General features: G+C 69.5%; 18 protein-coding genes. 11 read left to right on the forward strand and 7 right to left on the reverse strand.

Features of this window, described 5'->3' with window-relative positions; translation table 11 throughout:
* Positions 1-962, reverse strand: a 962-nt coding sequence (locus tag A5694_RS14100; protein WP_275084991.1) for a maltotransferase domain-containing protein, incomplete at its 3' end; no start/stop codon positions are given.
* 214 nt (positions 963-1176) lie between these two features.
* Here A5694_RS14100 and glgP point away from each other — a divergent pair.
* Positions 1177-3756: an alpha-glucan family phosphorylase gene (gene glgP, locus A5694_RS14105; RefSeq protein WP_064922456.1), complete on the forward strand. Its 2580-nt coding sequence runs from the start codon at positions 1177-1179 to the stop codon at positions 3754-3756.
* 78 nt (positions 3757-3834) lie between these two features.
* Here the strand turns inward: glgP and A5694_RS14110 are convergent, their stop codons facing one another.
* The 3 genes from A5694_RS14110 to A5694_RS14120 are packed head-to-tail and all read right to left on the reverse strand — an operon-like array spanning position 3835 to position 7705.
* Complete coding sequence (locus A5694_RS14110) at positions 3835-5283, reverse strand: neutral zinc metallopeptidase (protein WP_064922457.1); 1449 nt, start codon at positions 5281-5283, stop codon at positions 3835-3837.
* Positions 5284-5303: 20 nt separating this feature from the next.
* Positions 5304-7286: an ATP-dependent DNA helicase gene (locus A5694_RS14115; RefSeq protein WP_064922458.1), complete on the reverse strand. Its 1983-nt coding sequence runs from the start codon at positions 7284-7286 to the stop codon at positions 5304-5306.
* Between the two features lie 44 nt (positions 7287-7330).
* The gene (locus A5694_RS14120) at positions 7331-7705 is read right to left on the reverse strand and encodes a nuclear transport factor 2 family protein (protein WP_064922459.1); all 375 of its coding nucleotides are present in this window, start codon (positions 7703-7705) and stop codon (positions 7331-7333) included.
* A 71-nt stretch (positions 7706-7776) separates the two neighbouring features.
* Here A5694_RS14120 and A5694_RS14125 point away from each other — a divergent pair, with 71 nt between their 5' ends.
* A complete protein-coding gene (locus A5694_RS14125) occupies positions 7777-8043 on the forward strand; it encodes a YdeI/OmpD-associated family protein (RefSeq protein WP_064922470.1) in 267 nt (88 codons plus the stop codon).
* Here the strand turns inward: A5694_RS14125 and A5694_RS14130 are convergent.
* Positions 8040-9368, reverse strand: a complete 1329-nt coding sequence (locus A5694_RS14130; protein ID WP_267887753.1) for a nicotinate phosphoribosyltransferase — start codon at positions 9366-9368, stop codon at positions 8040-8042. The genes A5694_RS14125 and A5694_RS14130 overlap by 4 nt on opposite strands.
* 55 nt (positions 9369-9423) lie before the next feature.
* Between A5694_RS14130 and clpS the strand changes: the two genes are divergently transcribed.
* The 9 genes from clpS (at position 9424) to A5694_RS22655 (ending at position 15283) form a co-directional block, all read left to right on the forward strand.
* Positions 9424-9738, forward strand: coding sequence for an ATP-dependent Clp protease adapter ClpS (gene clpS, locus A5694_RS14135; RefSeq protein ID WP_064922460.1), 315 nt, complete (start codon positions 9424-9426; stop codon positions 9736-9738).
* Positions 9739-9768: 30 nt separating this feature from the next.
* Positions 9769-10359, forward strand: coding sequence for a DUF2017 domain-containing protein (locus tag A5694_RS14140; RefSeq protein ID WP_064922461.1), 591 nt, complete (start codon positions 9769-9771; stop codon positions 10357-10359).
* A 5-nt stretch (positions 10360-10364) separates the two neighbouring features.
* A complete protein-coding gene (locus A5694_RS14145) occupies positions 10365-11426 on the forward strand; it encodes a P1 family peptidase (protein ID WP_064922462.1) in 1062 nt (353 codons plus the stop codon).
* Positions 11427-11431: 5 nt separating this feature from the next.
* Entirely contained in the window at positions 11432-12091 is a 660-nt protein-coding gene (locus A5694_RS14150) for a rhomboid family intramembrane serine protease (RefSeq protein WP_064922463.1), read from the forward strand.
* Positions 12082-12888 (forward strand): glutamate racemase, encoded by an 807-nt coding sequence (murI, locus tag A5694_RS14155; protein ID WP_109535691.1) that lies wholly within the window; start codon positions 12082-12084, stop codon positions 12886-12888. Before A5694_RS14150 ends, murI begins: the two co-directional genes overlap by 10 nt.
* A gap of 86 nt (positions 12889-12974) precedes the next feature.
* Positions 12975-13751, forward strand: a complete 777-nt coding sequence (locus A5694_RS14160) for a cyclic nucleotide-degrading phosphodiesterase (RefSeq protein ID WP_064922465.1) — start codon at positions 12975-12977, stop codon at positions 13749-13751.
* Between the two features lie 29 nt (positions 13752-13780).
* Entirely contained in the window at positions 13781-14560 is a 780-nt protein-coding gene (gene rph, locus A5694_RS14165; RefSeq protein ID WP_064922466.1) for a ribonuclease PH, read from the forward strand.
* On the forward strand, positions 14557-15168 hold the full coding sequence (gene rdgB, locus A5694_RS14170) for an RdgB/HAM1 family non-canonical purine NTP pyrophosphatase (protein WP_064922467.1): 612 nt from the start codon (positions 14557-14559) through the stop codon (positions 15166-15168). The genes rph and rdgB overlap by 4 nt, the downstream gene beginning before the upstream one ends.
* A 1-nt stretch (position 15169) precedes the next feature.
* Positions 15170-15283, forward strand: coding sequence for a DUF3761 domain-containing protein (locus A5694_RS22655; RefSeq protein ID WP_082952674.1), 114 nt, complete (start codon positions 15170-15172; stop codon positions 15281-15283).
* 9 nt (positions 15284-15292) lie between these two features.
* Here A5694_RS22655 and A5694_RS14175 read toward each other — a convergent pair whose 3' ends face one another.
* Positions 15293-15634, reverse strand: coding sequence for a DUF3817 domain-containing protein (locus A5694_RS14175; RefSeq protein WP_064922468.1), 342 nt, complete (start codon positions 15632-15634; stop codon positions 15293-15295).
* A complete protein-coding gene (locus A5694_RS14180) occupies positions 15631-16005 on the reverse strand; it encodes a hypothetical protein (protein ID WP_109535690.1) in 375 nt (124 codons plus the stop codon). The genes A5694_RS14175 and A5694_RS14180 overlap by 4 nt, the downstream gene beginning before the upstream one ends.
* Positions 16006-16111: the final 106 nt, after the last annotated feature.

A 16111-nucleotide genomic window follows, 5' to 3' on the forward strand; every position in this document is an offset into this window, starting at 1 on the left:
ACCTCGAGGTTCAGCCGCCGGGCTGCCGCCACGAAGTCGTCGAAGTCGTCGATGGTGCCGAGGTCGGGGTGCACCGCGTCGTGACCGCCCTCGGCGCTGCCGATGGCCCACGGCGAACCGACATCACCGGGCTCGGCCGTCGCGGAGTTGTTGCGGCCCTTGCGGTGCACCCGGCCGATCGGGTGAATCGGCGGCAGATAGACCACGTCGAAGCCCATCTCGGCGATCCGCGGCAGTGCCGCCGCCGCGGTGGCGAACGTTCCGTGCACCGGACGGCCGTCGGCATCCCACCCGCCGGTCGAGCGGGGGAACATCTCATACCACGCGCCGCGGCGGGCCAGCGGCCGATCCACCCACACCTGGTACTCCGGGCCCGGGGTGAGCAGGTCGCGCAGCGGGTGACGGGCCAGCAGCTCGTCGACCTCGGCCGAGAGTGCCGGGGCGGCCCGGGTCGCCGGGTCGCCGGGCGCGCGCAGGGCGGCGGCGGCCGCCTGCACCGGCCGGCGCTGTGCGGGCGGCATGGCGGCCGCGGCACGGTCCAGCAACCCGGCGCCGATCACCAGGTCGTTGGAGAGTTCGGCTTCGCCCTGGCCGGCGTCGAGCTTGGCGGTCACGGCGCTGCGCCAGCTCGCCACCGGGTCGCTCCAGCCCTCCACGCAAAACGTCCACAGCCCGACCGCGTCGGGGGTGAAGCTGCCGTGGAACACGTAGGCGTCGAACCCGGTCTCCATCCGGATGCACAGTGGCGTGCTGGACGCGTGCTCGTCCGGCGGCTCACCGGGTTGCGGATAGTGCCGTCCGAGGTAGCACACCACCAGGGTCGCGGCGACCGCGTCGTGGCCTTCCCGCCACACGGTGGCCTTCACCGGCACCGTCTCGCCGACCACGGCCTTGGCCGGGTAGCGGCCGCACGAGATGACCGGTTCGACGTCGTCGACCTCGACACGACCAGGCACGCACACTCCGTTCGTCGTGGGGCTGTCGGTGCCCACGGTAATGGGCTGCCGATGGCGACCGGCACGACACGGCCGGTTCGCCACCGCCGACCCTTCGGGCCAACTCCGGCGAGCCTCGCTGGACCGCGGGTAGTTCGGCGGTCCCAGCTTCGCCTCGCCTCCGCCGACCCTTCGAGCCAACTCCGGCGAGCCTCGCTGGACCGCCGTAAGGTGGTGACGCGTGAAAGCACTCCGCCGGTTCACCGTTCGTGCACATCTTCCCGACCGGCTGCGGGCACTTGAGCAACTCTCGATGAATCTGCGCTGGTCGTGGGAGCAGTCGACGCAGGAGCTGTTCGCCGCCATCGACCCGGAGCTGTGGGCCGGATGCGGCCGGGATCCGGTGGCGCTGCTGGGCGCGGTGAGCCCGAACCGGCTTGACGAACTGGCCGCCGACGAGGCATTCACCGGGCGGCTCGACGCCCTGTCAGCCGAGCTCACCGAGTACCTGACGCAGCCCCGGTGGTATCAACACCAGCAGGACAGCGGCGCGGCACTACCTGCGGGCATCGCGTACTTCTCCATGGAGTTCGGTGTCGCCGAGGCGCTGCCCAACTACTCGGGAGGCCTGGGCATCCTGGCCGGGGACCACCTGAAGTCGGCGTCGGATCTGGGCGTGCCGTTGATTGCGGTCGGGCTGTACTACCGCTCCGGATATTTCCGCCAATCGCTGACCGCTGACGGCTGGCAACGGGAGACCTATCCGTCGCTGGACCCGCAGGGGCTGCCGCTGCGGCTGCTGGCCGACGCGGCGGGCAATCCGGCGTTGATCGAGGTGGCGCTGCCGGGGGTGGGCCGGTTGTGCGCGCGGATCTGGGTCGCACAGGTCGGCCGGGTACCGCTGTTGTTGTTGGACTCCGACATCGGCGAGAACGAGCACCAGTTGCGCGGCGTCACCGACCGGTTGTACGGCGGTGACCAGGAGCACCGGATCCGCCAGGAGATCTTGGCCGGGATCGGCGGGGTGCGAGCGATCCGGGCGTTCACCGCCCTCACCGGCATGCCCGCCCCCGAGGTGTTCCACATGAACGAGGGCCACGCCGGCTTCCTCGGAATCGAGCGCATCCGTGAGCTGATCGCCGAACAAGGCCTGAATTTCGACACCGCGCTGGCGGTGGTGCGCTCGGCGACGGTGTTCACCACCCATACCCCGGTACCGGCGGGTATCGACCGGTTCGGAATCGACATGGTGCGGCGCTATTTCGACGGCGATGCGCTGGTCGCCGGGGTCCCGGTCGAACGGATCCTCGAGCTGGGCGCCGAAGACGATTCCGGCATGTTCAACATGGCCCACATGGGTCTGAGGCTGGCCCAGCGGGCCAACGGCGTCTCGCGGCTGCACGGCCGGGTCAGCCGGGCCATGTTCAACGGCCTGTGGCCCGGTTTCGACGCGGACGAGGTGCCGATCGGCTCGATCACCAATGGCGTGCACGCTCCCAGTTGGGCGGCTCCGCCGTGGTTGCAGCTCGGCCGCGACCTGGCCACCGCGGATTCGTTCAGCGAGCCCGCGGCCTGGCAGCGTCTTCAAGAAGTCGATCCCGTTGCGCTGTGGTCGATCCGCTCGCAGCTGCGGTCGTTGCTGGTCGACGAGGTCAGGTTGCGGTTGCTGCAGTCCGGTCTGGAGCGCGGCGCCTCCGAGGCCGAATTAGGCTGGATTGCAACGGCATTCGATCCCAATGTGCTGACTATCGGTTTTGCTCGCCGGGTGCCGACCTACAAGCGGTTGACGTTGATGCTGCGCGACCCGGACCGGTTGGAGCAGCTTTTGCTCGACGAGCATCGCCCGGTGCAGCTGATCGTGGCCGGCAAGTCCCATCCGGCCGACGATGACGGCAAGGCGCTGATCCAGCAGGTGGTGCGCTTCGCCGATCGCCCGGAAGTACGCCATCGGGTTGCGTTCCTGCCCGACTACGACATGTCGATGGCGCGGCGGCTCTACGCCGGATGCGATGTGTGGCTGAACAATCCGCTGCGGCCGCTGGAGGCGTGCGGCACCTCGGGAATGAAGAGTGCGCTCAACGGCGGGCTGAACCTGTCCATCCGTGACGGTTGGTGGGACGAGTGGTTCGACGGGGAGAACGGCTGGGCGATCCCGACCGCCGACGGGGTGGCCGATGAGAACCGCCGCGACGATTTGGAAGCCGCGGCGCTCTACGACCTGCTGGCGCAGTCGGTGGTCCCGAAGTTCTACGACCGCGACGAACGTGGCGTACCGCCGCGCTGGATCGAGATGGTGCACCACACGCTGCAGACGCTCGGGCCGAAAGTGCTGGCCTCGCGGATGGTGCGCGACTACGTCGAGCGGTGCTACGCCCCGGCGGCGCAGTCGATGCGGCGCACCTGCGAACCGATCGACGGGGTGCCCTACGGTGCGGCGCGACGGCTGGCCGACTACCGCCGGCGCGTTCAGCGGGCCTGGCCGCAGATCGAGATCACCGACGTCGACAGCACCGGACTGCCCGACACCCCGCTGCTGGGTTCGGAGCTGACGCTGACCGCCACGGTTCGGTTGGCCGGCCTGGGGCCCGACGAGGTGACGGTGCAGGCGGTGCTGGGCCGGCTCGATTCCGGTGACAGTCTGCTGGAACCGGCCACCGTGGTGATGACACACGAGCGCACCGGCGCCGATGGAACCGAAGTGTTTTCGACGACCACCCCGCTCCCGGTCGCCGGTTCGGTGGGCTACACCGTGCGGGTGCTGCCGAGCCACCCGTTGCTGTCCGGCGATGCCGAGCTGGGCCTGGTCACGTTGGCCACCTAACCGCGCTTAGCGCGAGCAGACATGAAAGCCTTTCAAATCGACCGCTTTTAGGGGCTTTCGCGTCTGCTCGCCGGGGCGTCAGGGGAAGCGCTGCAGGCAGCGGTCGAAGTCGCCGAGCACCCCGGTGCGGTAGGCGTCGATGCGGGAGAAGCCGGCGGGCACCGACTCACCGTTGACGTCGCCGGCAGCCAGACCGTTGGTGAGCAGCCCGGCGACGGCCTCGTCCAGATCGCCTGCGGTCAACGCGATGATGCCGCCGTTGGAGGTGGTGATCCCTTGGGACAGCTTGGTGGTGGCCACTCCGGTCAGGCACGCGGTGCGCAGCGCCGCGGCGGCGTTGTCGAGCACCAAACCCCCGTGCTCGATCTGCACCGCCTGCAGGTACCGCGACATCAGCACCGAATAGGCGGTGTTGTCGCCGGACAGCGTCGCCAACTTCTTGTCCTTGCTCGGGGTGCCCATGGCCTGCAGGGCCGGCAAGTCGACCGCGATGGTGTTGGTCGCCGGACAGTACGACGCCGGCGAGCTGGGACGGGCATCGGTGCACGACGAGCCGGCGGCGGCGTCGAAGGTCAGTTGCGGCGGTTTGGCCGGGGTGAACGCGATGTTCATCGCCTCGACGATGAGCCGCACCGACGCCTCGCTGACGGGTACCTCACCGGTCTCGTTCTGCTGCAGCTGCACGGGTAGGTCGCCGCGACGTTGTTCGATCTCCTTGGCGTCGATGGCCTTACATGATCCGGCGCCGTCGGTAAACCCGAATTGGAACGCCGAGATCCGCTCGAAGGCCGAGCCGTGTTCATTGTCGCCGATGGTTTCTCCGGGGTTCAGCAGCGGATCGCGCAGCGCCAGCATCGCGGCCAACACGGCGTTCAACCCGTCACCGGTGCTGAGCGTGAAGCGGGGCGAGTCACCGTGGGCGACCCAGCGCAGGTAGACCCCCGCCAGACAGTCGGCCTGCTGCTCCGCCACCAGGGTCGGGGTCTGGCGCCGTTTGGTGATCCCGGCCGCGCGGGCGATCGCGTGGCCGTACTCATGAGCGAGCACCATGGTGATCGCCATGTCCCCGTAGGCGCTGCGCAGCGCCGGCAACAGCAACCGGCGATCCCACCCGATGGTGTGGTCCAGGTAGCAGTAGGCGGCGTTGACCAGCAGGAAAGTCCTACTCTTGCAGAACGTTCCGCGTAGCTGCCCGGGATCCCACGAGAGCAGCGATTTCACCGGCTCGAAATCGCCGTCAAAGGTGTTGGGATAGCTGACCGTCCAGAACGCCTCGAGATCACTGACCGACTGGGCGGCGAGCTGGTCGATGCGACCGCCGTCGGTGCCGGCGACCTCGCGGCTCGGTGGCGGGGCGTCGGGTCGCAGCCCGGTGGGCCCGTCGACCGCCTGCAGGCCGCCCACCCGGAAAGGGTCGGCGAAGATCGACACCGGATGACCGTCCAGCATCCGGGCGCATCCGCTCAACAGCAGCACCCAGATGCAGGCGGTGGCAAGAACACGGTGCCGTCGGCGGCCAGGTCGCATGGGACATCACGATAGTGCGCTCAACCGGCGCGCAGCCGCTGCAGTGCCAGACGGACCTTGGCGGTGTCGGTCGTCGCCCAGAACGGCGGCAGCGATGCCCGCAGATAACCGGCGTAGCGGGCGGTCGCCATCCGCGAGTCGAGCACCGCCACCACCCCCCGGTCGTCGACGCTGCGCAGCAACCGGCCCGCACCCTGGGCCAGCAACAGTGCGGCATGGTTGGCAGCGACCGCCATGAAACCGTTGCCCCCGCGGGCACTCACCGCGCGCTGCCGAGCGGTCAGCAGCGGGTCGTCGGGCCGCGGGAACGGGATGCGGTCGATGAGCACCAGCGACAGCGACGGGCCGGGTACGTCGACGCCCTGCCACAGCGACAATGTGCCGAACAGCGAGGTGTCGGCGTCGGCAGCGAACTGCTCGACCAACGCTCCGGTGGTGTCGTCGCCCTGGCACAGCACCGGGGTGTCCAGCCGTTCCCGCATCGCCTCGGCCGCGGCGCGCGCCGCGCGCATCGAGGAGAACAGACCCAGGGTGCGCCCGCCGGCCGCGGTGATCAGCCCGGCGATCTCGTCGAGCTGTGCCTGCGTTCCGGTGCCGTCACGACCGGGCGGCGGCAGGTGCGCGGCCACGTACAGGATCCCGGCTTTGGCGTGCGCAAACGGTGACCCGACATCCAGCCCGCGCCAACGCGCATCGCCGGACTGTGCGCCGCCGGTCAAGCCCCAGGCGCCGGCCATCGCGTCGAAGGAACCGCCGATCGTCAGCGTGGCGGAGGTCAGTACCGTCGTCGCCCGGGCGAACAGCCGCTCCCGCAACAGGCCGGCCACTGCCAGCGGTGCCACCCGCAGCACCGGACGCACCGATCCCCGGTTGTCTTCGTGGCTGAGCCACACCACGTCGGAGCGCTCGGGGATCGCCGGCTCGAACGAGGCCAGAATCCGCGCGGCGGTGTCGGCGATCTCGGAGAGTGCGGCGACCGCCTCCTTGCGGGCGGCGGCGGCTTTGGGGTCAGCCGGTGCAGTGTCGATCGCCGAGCGGACCGCGCCGGCGGCATCGCGCAGCGCGGCCAGGTAGGTCGCCAGCTCGTCGTCGAGGTGATCCATCCGCCCGGGGGTGCCGTCGTGAATCGCCGAGCCGAACGTCAGCGATGCGGCATCGAGGCGCTGCGCCAGTTCCGGGGAAACCAACCGGCTGATCCGCCGCACCGCGGCACTGAGCGTGGCCGCGGTCAGCTCCCCGGTGGCCACCGACGTCACCCGGTCCACCAGCTCGTGCGCCTCGTCGACCACCAGCAGTTGGTGCACGGGCAAAACGTTGGTCTCCGAGATGGCATCGATCGCCAGCAGGGCGTGATTGGTGACGACGATATCGGCCTCGGCGGCGACGGCGCGGGCTCGCTCGGCGAAGCAGTCGATACCGAATTGGCAGCGGGTTGCGCCCAGGCATTCCCGCGCCGACACGCTGACTTGAGACCAGGACCGCTCGGGTACACCGGGTTTGAGGTCGTCGCGGTCGCCGGAGTCGGTGGTCTGCGCCCAGGCGGTGAGCCGCTGCACGTCGCGGCCCAGGGCGCTGGCGGCGAACGGCTCGAACAGTTCCTCCTGGGGCGCCTCGTCCGACTCATCAGCTGATCCACTGTGGATCTTGTTCAAGCAGAGGTAATTTCGTCTGCCCTTGAGCAGAGCGAAGGTGGGACGCCGGGGGAGCACAGCTTCGAGTGCGTCGGCCAGGCGCGGCAGGTCGCGGTCCACGAGCTGGCGCTGCAGCGCGATGGTCGCGGTCGACACCACCACTGGATGGTCGTCGGTCACCGCTCGGGCGATCGCGGGGACCAGGTAGGCCAGTGATTTGCCGGTGCCAGTGCCGGCTTGCACCGCCAGGTGTTCGCCGTTGTCGAAGGCCTGTGCCACCGCCTCGGCCATGCGTACCTGGCCGTCGCGTTGGCTGCCGCCCAGGGCGGCTACCGCGGCGCCGAGCAGCTCGGGGACGGAGGGGTCAGCCATGGTGTGCTCACGGTAGCCCGCCTCGGACGGGCGTCGTCATGTCCTCACGTCGCCCCGGGCGTCCCGGTGGCGAGATAGGTTCCGTGCCCCTCGACGACCTGGCCGTCCTCGTCGAAGCGCAATACCTCGTTGACGAGGCCGTCGTTTTGGTTGCGGTAGGTGATGACGACGGTGTCGATGCCCCGATAGACGGCTTCGACGACGAAATGCAGATCCGTCAGCCGCTCCAGCGCTGCGGTCCAATAGCGGCGCAGCGCGGGTTTCCCACGGATCACCCCCGCCGTCTCGGGAAACATCTGGGCGGCCACCGGCGAGGTGAAGAGCACGTCATCTCGAAAGTGCGCCAGCACCGCCTCCACGTCGTGGGCGTTCCAGGCCCGGGCCCACTGCCGGCTGAAGGCCGTCGCATCGAGCTTCATTCCGCGAACTGTAGCGACACGACCACCCTGGACCCCACTCATTTGCCTGCTGATTCGCATACCCTGTGGCGATGACCAGCCAGCGATTGCCCGGCGGAGCGGTGCACGAACTCCCAGACGATCTGCGCGACGGGTTGGCCGTCAGCGCCACCGCGTTGGCGGCGTGGCAGGACATTACGCCGTTGGCGCGCAACGAGTTCATCTGCTGGGTCGAGGACGCCAAGCAGGCCAAAACCCGCGAACGACGCATCCGCCGGACCCGCGAGGAGCTGGAGGAAGGCAAACGGCGCCCGTGCTGCTGGCCCGGGTGCAAGCACCGCGAACGCAACGGCCGTTAGGCCGACGACCTGGGTTCACCGGCGATCACCCGGGTCGGTATCGCCGGCTCACCGTGCGCGAGCTTCAGTCCCTCCCAGGGCAGACTGTGCAGTCCGGAAGCCACGCGGTCGCGGGCCGCGGCCAGGGCCGTCGCTCCGGTACCGGTGACCACCTCGCCACCGCGCACCAGCGGAACGGTCAGCAGCCGGTTCGGTTCGTTGACCTCCGGCGGCCGGCCGGCGGGGTAGACGACCTCCTCGACGAGGGTGCCGCTCGACCGCGACACCCGCAGCGCCTGCTTGCGCCCGCCCGCCGACGTCTTGTCGGTGCTGCGCTTGTGCACCGGCACACCATCCACCTCGACCAGCTTGTAGACGAACCCGGCCGCCGGCGCACCCGATCCGGTCACCAGCGCGGTGCCGACGCCGTAACTGTCGACTGGGGCGGCTCGCAGCGCCGCAATGGCGAACTCGTCGAGATCACCGGAGACCACGATCTTGGTCGCGGTGGCGCCCAACCGGTCCAGCTGGTCGCGGACCTGATGGGCCAGCACCGCCAGCTCGCCCGAGTCGATCCGGACCGCGCCGAGCCGCGGGCCGGCCGCCTCCACGGCACGGGCCACTCCGGTGGTGACGTCGTAGGTGTCGACCAACAGCGTGGTGTCGACACCCTGCGCGGCGACCTGGGAGCGGAATGCCGCCAGTTCGCCGGCATCGTCGGCGCCGGTGTGCAGCAGGGTGAAGGCGTGCGCGCTGGTGCCCAGCACCGGCACGCCGAAGCTGCGGTGCGCTTCCAGATTGGACGTCCCGGCGAACCCGGCCAGGTAGGCGGCGCGGGCCGCGGCGACGGCGGCCTGCTCGTGGGTGCGCCGTGACCCCATCTCGATCAGCGGCCGGTCACCGGCCGCGCTGACCATCCGGGCGGCCGCCGAGGCGATGGCGGTGTCGTGGTTGAAGATCGACAGCAGCAGTGTCTCCAGCACGATGCACTCGGCGAAGCTGCCGTGCACGCTGAGCACCGGTGACCCGGCGAAGTACAACTCGCCCTCGGCGTAACCGTCGACGTCACCGCGAAAGCGGAAATCTCCCAGGTACCGCAAGGTCTCCGGGTCCAGGAACTCCGCGAGCAGGCTCAGCGCGGCGTCGTCGAAGCAGAACGCGGTCAGCGCCGCCAGGAAACGGTCGGTGCCGGCGACCACCCCGTAGCGGCGGCCTTCGGGGAGCCGGCGGGCGAACAATTCGAAGCTGGTCCGCCGGCTGGCCGTGCCGTCGCGCAGCGCCGCGGCCAGCATGGTCAGCTCGTACTTGTCGGTGAGCAGCCCACCGCAGCGGGCCGAGGTGTCCACCCGCCAACCGTATCGGCTGGACTCGACCCCACCTCGGCTCGGTATCCTGAGCGGTATGGCCACGTCAGCAGCGACGTCCACCCCGGTGAAACCGCAGGGCACCGGCCAGCGGCAGGCTGACCCGGTCGAGGACACCGCCTCGCCCTGGGTGACCATCGTCTGGGACGACCCGGTCAACCTGATGACCTATGTGACATATGTCTTTCAGAAGCTGTTCGGTTACAGCGAGCCGCACGCGACCAAACTGATGTTGCAGGTGCACCACGAGGGCAAGGCCGTGGTGTCTGCCGGGAGCCGGGAGTCGATGGAGGTCGACGTGTCCAAACTGCATGCCGCCGGGTTGTGGGCGACCATGCAGCAGGACCGCTGAGACGCCAACCGAAGGGAACCGGGCCCTACCGTGCACAAGTGGAAGCGGGTTGAAACCGACGACGGCCCCCGCTTCCGGTCCGCGCTGGCACTGCATGAGGCTGCGCTGCTCCGGAATCTGGTCGGCTCGATCGACGGCATGCTCGAGGCGCGTCAATCCGCCTCTCCGCCGGATGAACTCGAGCAGATAACCGGGATCCGGACCGGCAACGCCAACCCGCCGGAGGACGCCACCACGCGGCGGCTGCTGCCGGACTTCTACCGGCCCGAGGGTGACGGTGGGCCGGCCGAGGACTCCACCGTTGATGTGACCGGCCTGAACGCTGCGCTGCGCAGTCTGCACGAGCCGGAGATCATCGATGCGAAACGCGCTGCAGCACAACAGCTCCTGGACTCACTGCCGGAGCAGGGCGGTCGTTTCGAGCTGACCGAGGAGCAGGCGAACGCCTGGATCGCGGCGGTCAACGACATTCGTCTGGCGCTGGGCACCATGCTGCAGATCGGTCCCGACGGCCCGGAGCGGCTGCAACCGGGTGATCCGATGGCCGGTCAGCTCAGCGTCTATCAGTGGCTCACCGTGCTGCAGGAATACCTGGTGGTCGCCTTGATGGGACGGCGATGACGGGCATGGGTTCGATCACCGATGTCGCCGGCATCCGGGTGGGTCACCATCACCGGCTCGATCCGGATGCGACGCTCGGGTCCGGTTGGGCCAGCGGGGTCACCGTGGTGTTGACGCCACCGGGGACGGTCGGTGCCGTCGACTGTCGTGGGGGCGCGCCGGGAAGCCGGGAGACCGATCTGTTGGACCCGGCCAACAGCGTGCGCTGGGTGGATGCGGTGGTGCTCTCCGGCGGGAGCGCCTACGGCCTGGCGACCGCCGACGGGGTGATGACCTGGCTGGAGGAGCAGGGCCGCGGGGTAGCGCTGGACGGCGGCGTGGTGCCGATCGTGCCGGCCGCGGTCATCTTCGACCTGCCGGTCGGAGGCTGGGATCGGCGGCCCACTGCGCAATTCGGCTATGCCGCCGCCGCGGCGGCCGCCGGGCCCGGTGGCCAGAATCCGGCCGTCGGCAGCGTCGGCGCCGGAGTCGGGGCCCGGGCCGGGGTCCTCAAGGGCGGGGTGGGCACCGCATCGGCCACCCTCGAACTCGAGCAACACACCGTGACGGTGGGGGCGCTGGTCGTGGTGAACCCCACCGGCGAGGTCATCGACGCCACGACCGGCCTGCCCTGGTCGGCCCATCTCGTCGAGGAATTCGGTCTGACCGCGCCGCCGTCCGAACAGCTGGCGATGCTCGCCGGGTTGGAGCCCAAGTCCGTCGCGCTCAACACCACCATCGCGGTGGTGGCTACCGACGCCGCGCTCAGCCCGGCCGGCTGCCGGCGGGTGGCGATCGCCGCCCAAGACGGGCTGGCGCGCACCATCCGGCCCGCCCATACCCCGGTGGACGGCGACACGGTGTTCGCGTTGGCGACCGGGGCCGTGGCGGTTCCGCCGCTGGCGGGCACCCCGGCCGCGATGTCGCAGGAGACCGGGCTGATCACGGCGGTCGGTGCGGCCGCGGCGGACTGCCTGGCGCGAGCGGTGCTGGTCGGGTTGCTTTCCGCCGATCCGGTGGCCGGAATAGCGAGCTACCGGGACACGTTGCCGGGGGCATTCGCCAACAAGGCCACGGGGAGGTCGTGACAACTGTGGGCAAGACCTCCCGGACCGGCGCGTCGCCCGCGCCACGGCCCGACAAGAAGTCGGTCTGGCGCACCGGCGGTACCACCGTGGCGGCATTCGTCGCGCTGCTCTACCTCATCGAAGCCGTCGATCAGCTCGGCGGGCACCGGCTGGACCGCAACGGCATCCGGCCACTTCAGACCGACGGCCTGTGGGGGGTGCTGTTCGCGCCGCTGCTGCACGCCAACTGGGGGCATCTGCTGGCGAATACCGGTCCGGCGCTGGTCCTCGGTTTCCTGGTGACCTTGGCGGGGCAGTCCCGGTTCCTGCTCGCCACCGCGATCGTGTGGCTCCTCGGCGGGCTGGGTACCTGGCTGATCGGCAATGTCGGCTCGGCGTGCGGGCCCACCGACCACATCGGTGCCTCCGGGCTGATCTTCGGCTGGTTGGCGTTCCTGGTGGTGTTCGGGCTGTTCACCCGCCGAATTTGGCAGATCGTGGTCGGATTCGTGGTGTTGGTGCTCTACGGCGGGATTCTCTGGGGGGCAGTGCCGGTGCTGAACGTTTGTGGCGGGGTGTCCTGGCAGGGTCACCTGTGCGGGGCGATCGCCGGGGTGGTGGCCGCCTACCTGCTGTCAGGCCCCGAGCGCAAAGCCCGCGAGCGGCGGCGGGCGGTATCGGCGTGATCGGGATCTTCGACTCCGGGGTCGGCGGGCTGACCGTCGCACGTTCCATCATCGATCAGCTGCCCGACGAGGACATCGTCTATGTCGGTGACACCGGCAACGGGCCCTACGGCCCGCTGACCATCCCGGAGGTCCGCGCGCACGCGCTGGCCATCGGCGACGATCTGGTCGACCGGGGCGTCAAGGCCTTGGTGATCGCCTGCAACACCGCGTCGGCCGCGTGCCTGCGCGATGCCCGGGAGCGCTACGACGTGCCCGTCGTCGAGGTGATCCTGCCGGCGGTGCGCCGGGCGGTGGCCACCACCCGCAACGGCCGGATCGGGGTGATCGGCACCCAAGCGACCATCACCAGTCACGCCTATCAGGACGCGTTCGCCGCGGCCCGCGACACCGAGATCACCGCGGTGGCCTGCCCGCGCTTCGTGGACTTCGTCGAACGCGGTATCACCAGCGGTCGGCAGGTGTTGGGGCTCGCCGAGGGCTACCTGGAGCCGCTGCAGCGCGCCGGAGTCGACACCCTGGTGCTGGGCTGCACCCACTACCCGCTGCTGTCGGGGTTGATCCAGCTGGCGATGGGTGAGCAGGTGACACTGGTGTCCAGCGCTGAGGAGACCGCCAAGGAGCTGCTGCGGGTGCTGACCGAGCTCGATCTGCTGCGCCCGCATGGGGCCGCCCCGGCGACCCGGGTGTTCGAGGCGACCGGCGACCCCGAGGCGTTCGCCGCATTGGCCACGCGATTTCTGGGCCCGGCCATCACCGGCGTCGGAGCCGTCCGTCGTCACGCCCCGTTGAGTTAGCCGTGCGGCGTGATTTCGATGACGAATAGCGGGCAAAGCGCTCGTGTCTTGGTCATCGTTGCGACGAACATGGCACAGTAGGGAACGTGCGACTCACCGTGCTCGGCTGCTCCGGCAGTGTGGTGGGTCCGGACTCGCCGGCATCGGGCTACCTGTTGCAGGCTCCGGACACCCCGCCGCTGGTCATCGACTTCGGGGGCGGGGTGCTCGGCGCGCTGCAGCGGCACGTCGATCCGGGTTCTGTGTGTGTGCTGTTGTCGCACCTGCATGCCGACCACTGCCTGGACCTACCGGGACTGTTCGTCTGGCGCCGCTACCACCCGTCGGTGGCAACCCAGCCGTTCGCCAAGGGCTTCATCTACGGGCCGAGCGACACCTGGTCGCGGATGGGTGCCGCGTCCTCGCCGTACGGCGGTGAGATCGACGACATCACCGACATCTTCGATGTGCACACCTGGGTGGACGGCGAACCGGTCGAGTGCGGAACGGTCAGTGTGCAGCCCCGGCTGGTCTGTCACCCGACCGAGTCGTTCGGAATGCGGATCACCGACGCATCCGGGGCGACCCTGGTCTACAGCGGTGACACCGGCTACTGCGACGGGGTGATCGAGCTCGCCCGCGGCGCCGATGTCTTCTTGTGTGAGGCGTCGTGGACCCACGAGGCCAACCGGCCGCCGAATCTGCATCTGTCCGGCACCGAGGCCGGCCGCATTGCGGCAGCCGCCGGCGTCGGCCAACTGCTGCTCACCCATATCCCGCCCTGGACCTCGCGGGAGGACGTCATCGGCGAGGCCAAAGCCGAGTTCGACGGGCCGGTGCACGCGGTGGTGTGTGACGAGAGTTTCGACATCCAGCGGGGTTGACCCGGGCGATCACCATTAGGGTTGACCGCGTGTCCAAACGAGAAGACGGTCGCCTCGACGACGAGTTGCGCCCGGTCGTCATCACCCGCGGGTTCACCTCGAACCCGGCCGGGTCGGTGCTGGTCGAATTCGGCAACACCCGGGTCATGTGCACGGCCAGCGTCACCGAAGGCGTGCCGCGCTGGCGCAAAGGCTCCGGGCGCGGTTGGCTGACCGCGGAGTACGCCATGCTGCCCGCCGCCACGCACAGCCGCTCCGACCGTGAATCGGTCAAGGGCCGGGTCGGTGGGCGCACCCAGGAGATCAGCCGGCTGGTCGGCCGCTCGCTGCGGGCCTGTATCGACCTAGCCGCGCTGGGGGAGAACACCATCGCGATCGACTGCGATGTGTTGCAAGCCGACGGCGGCACCCGCACCGCGGCGATCACCGGAGCCTACGTGGCGCTCGCCGACGCGGTCACCTACCTGTCGGCGGCCGGCAAGTTGTCGGATCCGCGCCCGCTGTCGTGCGCCATCTCGGCCGTCAGCGTCGGTGTGGTCGACGGCCGGGTCCGCGTGGATCTTCCGTATGAGGAGGACTCCCGCGCCGAGGTCGACATGAACGTCGTCGCTACCGACACCGGAACCCTGGTGGAGATCCAGGGCACCGGCGAGGGGGCGACCTTCCCGCGTTCGACCCTGGACAAGATGCTCGATGCGGCCCTGGTCGCCTGCGAGAAGTTGTTCGTGGTGCAGCGCGAAGCGTTGGAACTGCCCTATCCCGGGGTGCTGCCGGAGGGGCCGGCACCGAAGAAGGCGTTCGGCAGCTGATCGATCTCTTGGTGGCCAGCCGTAACCGCAAGAAGCTGGCCGAACTCAGCCGGGTGCTCGAGCACGCCGGTATCTCGGGCTTGCGCCCGGTCTCGCTGGAGGAAGTCGCGCCGTACCCCGAAGCGCCCGAAACCGGGGCGACGTTCGAGGAGAACGCCCTGGCCAAGGCGCGTGACGGTTACCGGGCGACCGGATTGCCCTGTGTCGCAGATGATTCCGGCTTGACCGTGGATGCGCTCAACGGCATGCCCGGGGTGTTGTCGGCACGCTGGTCGGGTGAGCACGGCGACGACCGCGCCAACACCGCCTTGCTGCTGGCTCAACTGCGTGAGGTTCCCGACGAGCGGCGCGGCGCGGCGTTCGTGTCGGCTTGCGCGCTGGTCTGGGGCAGCGGGGCCGACCACGAGGCGGTGGTGCGCGGCGAATGGTCGGGCAGCATCGCCCGGGAACCCCGCGGCGACGGCGGCTTCGGCTATGACCCGGTGTTCGTTCCCACCGATGCCGTCCGCACCGCGGCGCAGCTGAGCCCGGCGGAGAAAGACGCCGCGTCGCACCGCGGCCGGGCGTTGGCGCTGCTGCTACCGGCGCTGCGACAGCTCGCGGGCTGAGCTGTGCCGCAGCGCGGTCTGCCGTGACGGCAGCTGCTCATTCGGTAGGCACCGCAGCGGCGCGTGCTCCAACCACGGTGGGGTGCAGCGGTGGGTGAACCCGCCTCCGGGATGAGTCCGCGTGTCAGAGGTTGAACTGCGCCTTGATGTTTCGGCTCTGGAAATGCTCGACGATGATGCCGAGCAGCGGAATGGTGCCGGCCAGCAGCACGCCGATGGTCTTGCCGAGCGGCCAGCGCACCTTGACCGCCAGGTTGAAGGTGGCCAGCAGGTAGGCGAAGTACACCCAGCCGTGCACCACACCGATCCACGTCGGCGGGTTATCCACCTTGACCACGTAGCGCACCACGATCTCGTAGCACAGGGCGATCAGCCAGACACCCGTTGCCCAGGCCATGACCCGGTAGGGCAGCAGCGCGCTGCGGATCTTCTCGGCGGGAGCGGCTTGGGCGGGGGTATCGGTCATGCGGTGTTCCTGTTCTTTCGTTCGTTCTCGGTGAGCTCGGCCAGGTAGGCGTTGTATTCCCGGAGTGCGGCGTCGTCGGTGGGTGCGGCGGCGGGCGCGGGCCGCTCGGGCAGCAGTCCGGCCGGTATCTCGGTCACCGTGTCGGCTCGGTGTGGCTCGGGCGGTGCTTCTTCGTAGCGGACGAATTTGCGGTAGGCGTAGACGCAGAACCAGGCGAACAACGGCCACTGCAGCGCGTAACCGAGGTTCTGGAAGGTGCCGTTGACCTCCTGGAATCGGGTCCACTGCCACCACCCCAGCGCCAGGCACGCGCAGGCGGCGAGGATCACCAGCACGATCAGTGCCGGTCTCCGACGCCGTGTAGTGGACACCTTATGACGGTACCGCGCGTCGGCTGGGGGATAGCGTCCCGGGGAGTGGTGGACTTCGGATCTGGCGTGGTTCACGCGTTGCGATCAACGAGTCATGTTGAACGCT

It is taken from the genome of Mycolicibacter sinensis, from assembly GCF_001667945.1.
GTDB lineage: Bacteria > Actinomycetota > Actinomycetes > Mycobacteriales > Mycobacteriaceae > Mycobacterium > Mycobacterium sinense_B.

Excerpts from the sequence above, each read along its gene's own strand:
- A5694_RS14110 (WP_064922457.1), bottom strand. The coding sequence starts at position 5,283 with ATGCGACCTGGCCGCCGACGGCACCGTGTTCTTGCCACCGCCTGCATC.
- A5694_RS14115 (WP_064922458.1), bottom strand. The coding sequence starts at position 7,286 with ATGGCTGACCCCTCCGTCCCCGAGCTGCTCGGCGCCGCGGTAGCCGCC.
- A5694_RS14120 (WP_064922459.1), bottom strand. The coding sequence starts at position 7,705 with ATGAAGCTCGATGCGACGGCCTTCAGCCGGCAGTGGGCCCGGGCCTGG.
- A5694_RS14125 (WP_064922470.1), top strand. The coding sequence starts at position 7,777 with ATGACCAGCCAGCGATTGCCCGGCGGAGCGGTGCACGAACTCCCAGAC.
- clpS (WP_064922460.1), top strand. The coding sequence starts at position 9,424 with ATGGCCACGTCAGCAGCGACGTCCACCCCGGTGAAACCGCAGGGCACC.
- A5694_RS14145 (WP_064922462.1), top strand. The coding sequence starts at position 10,365 with ATGGGTTCGATCACCGATGTCGCCGGCATCCGGGTGGGTCACCATCAC.
- A5694_RS14175 (WP_064922468.1), bottom strand. The coding sequence starts at position 15,634 with ATGACCGATACCCCCGCCCAAGCCGCTCCCGCCGAGAAGATCCGCAGC.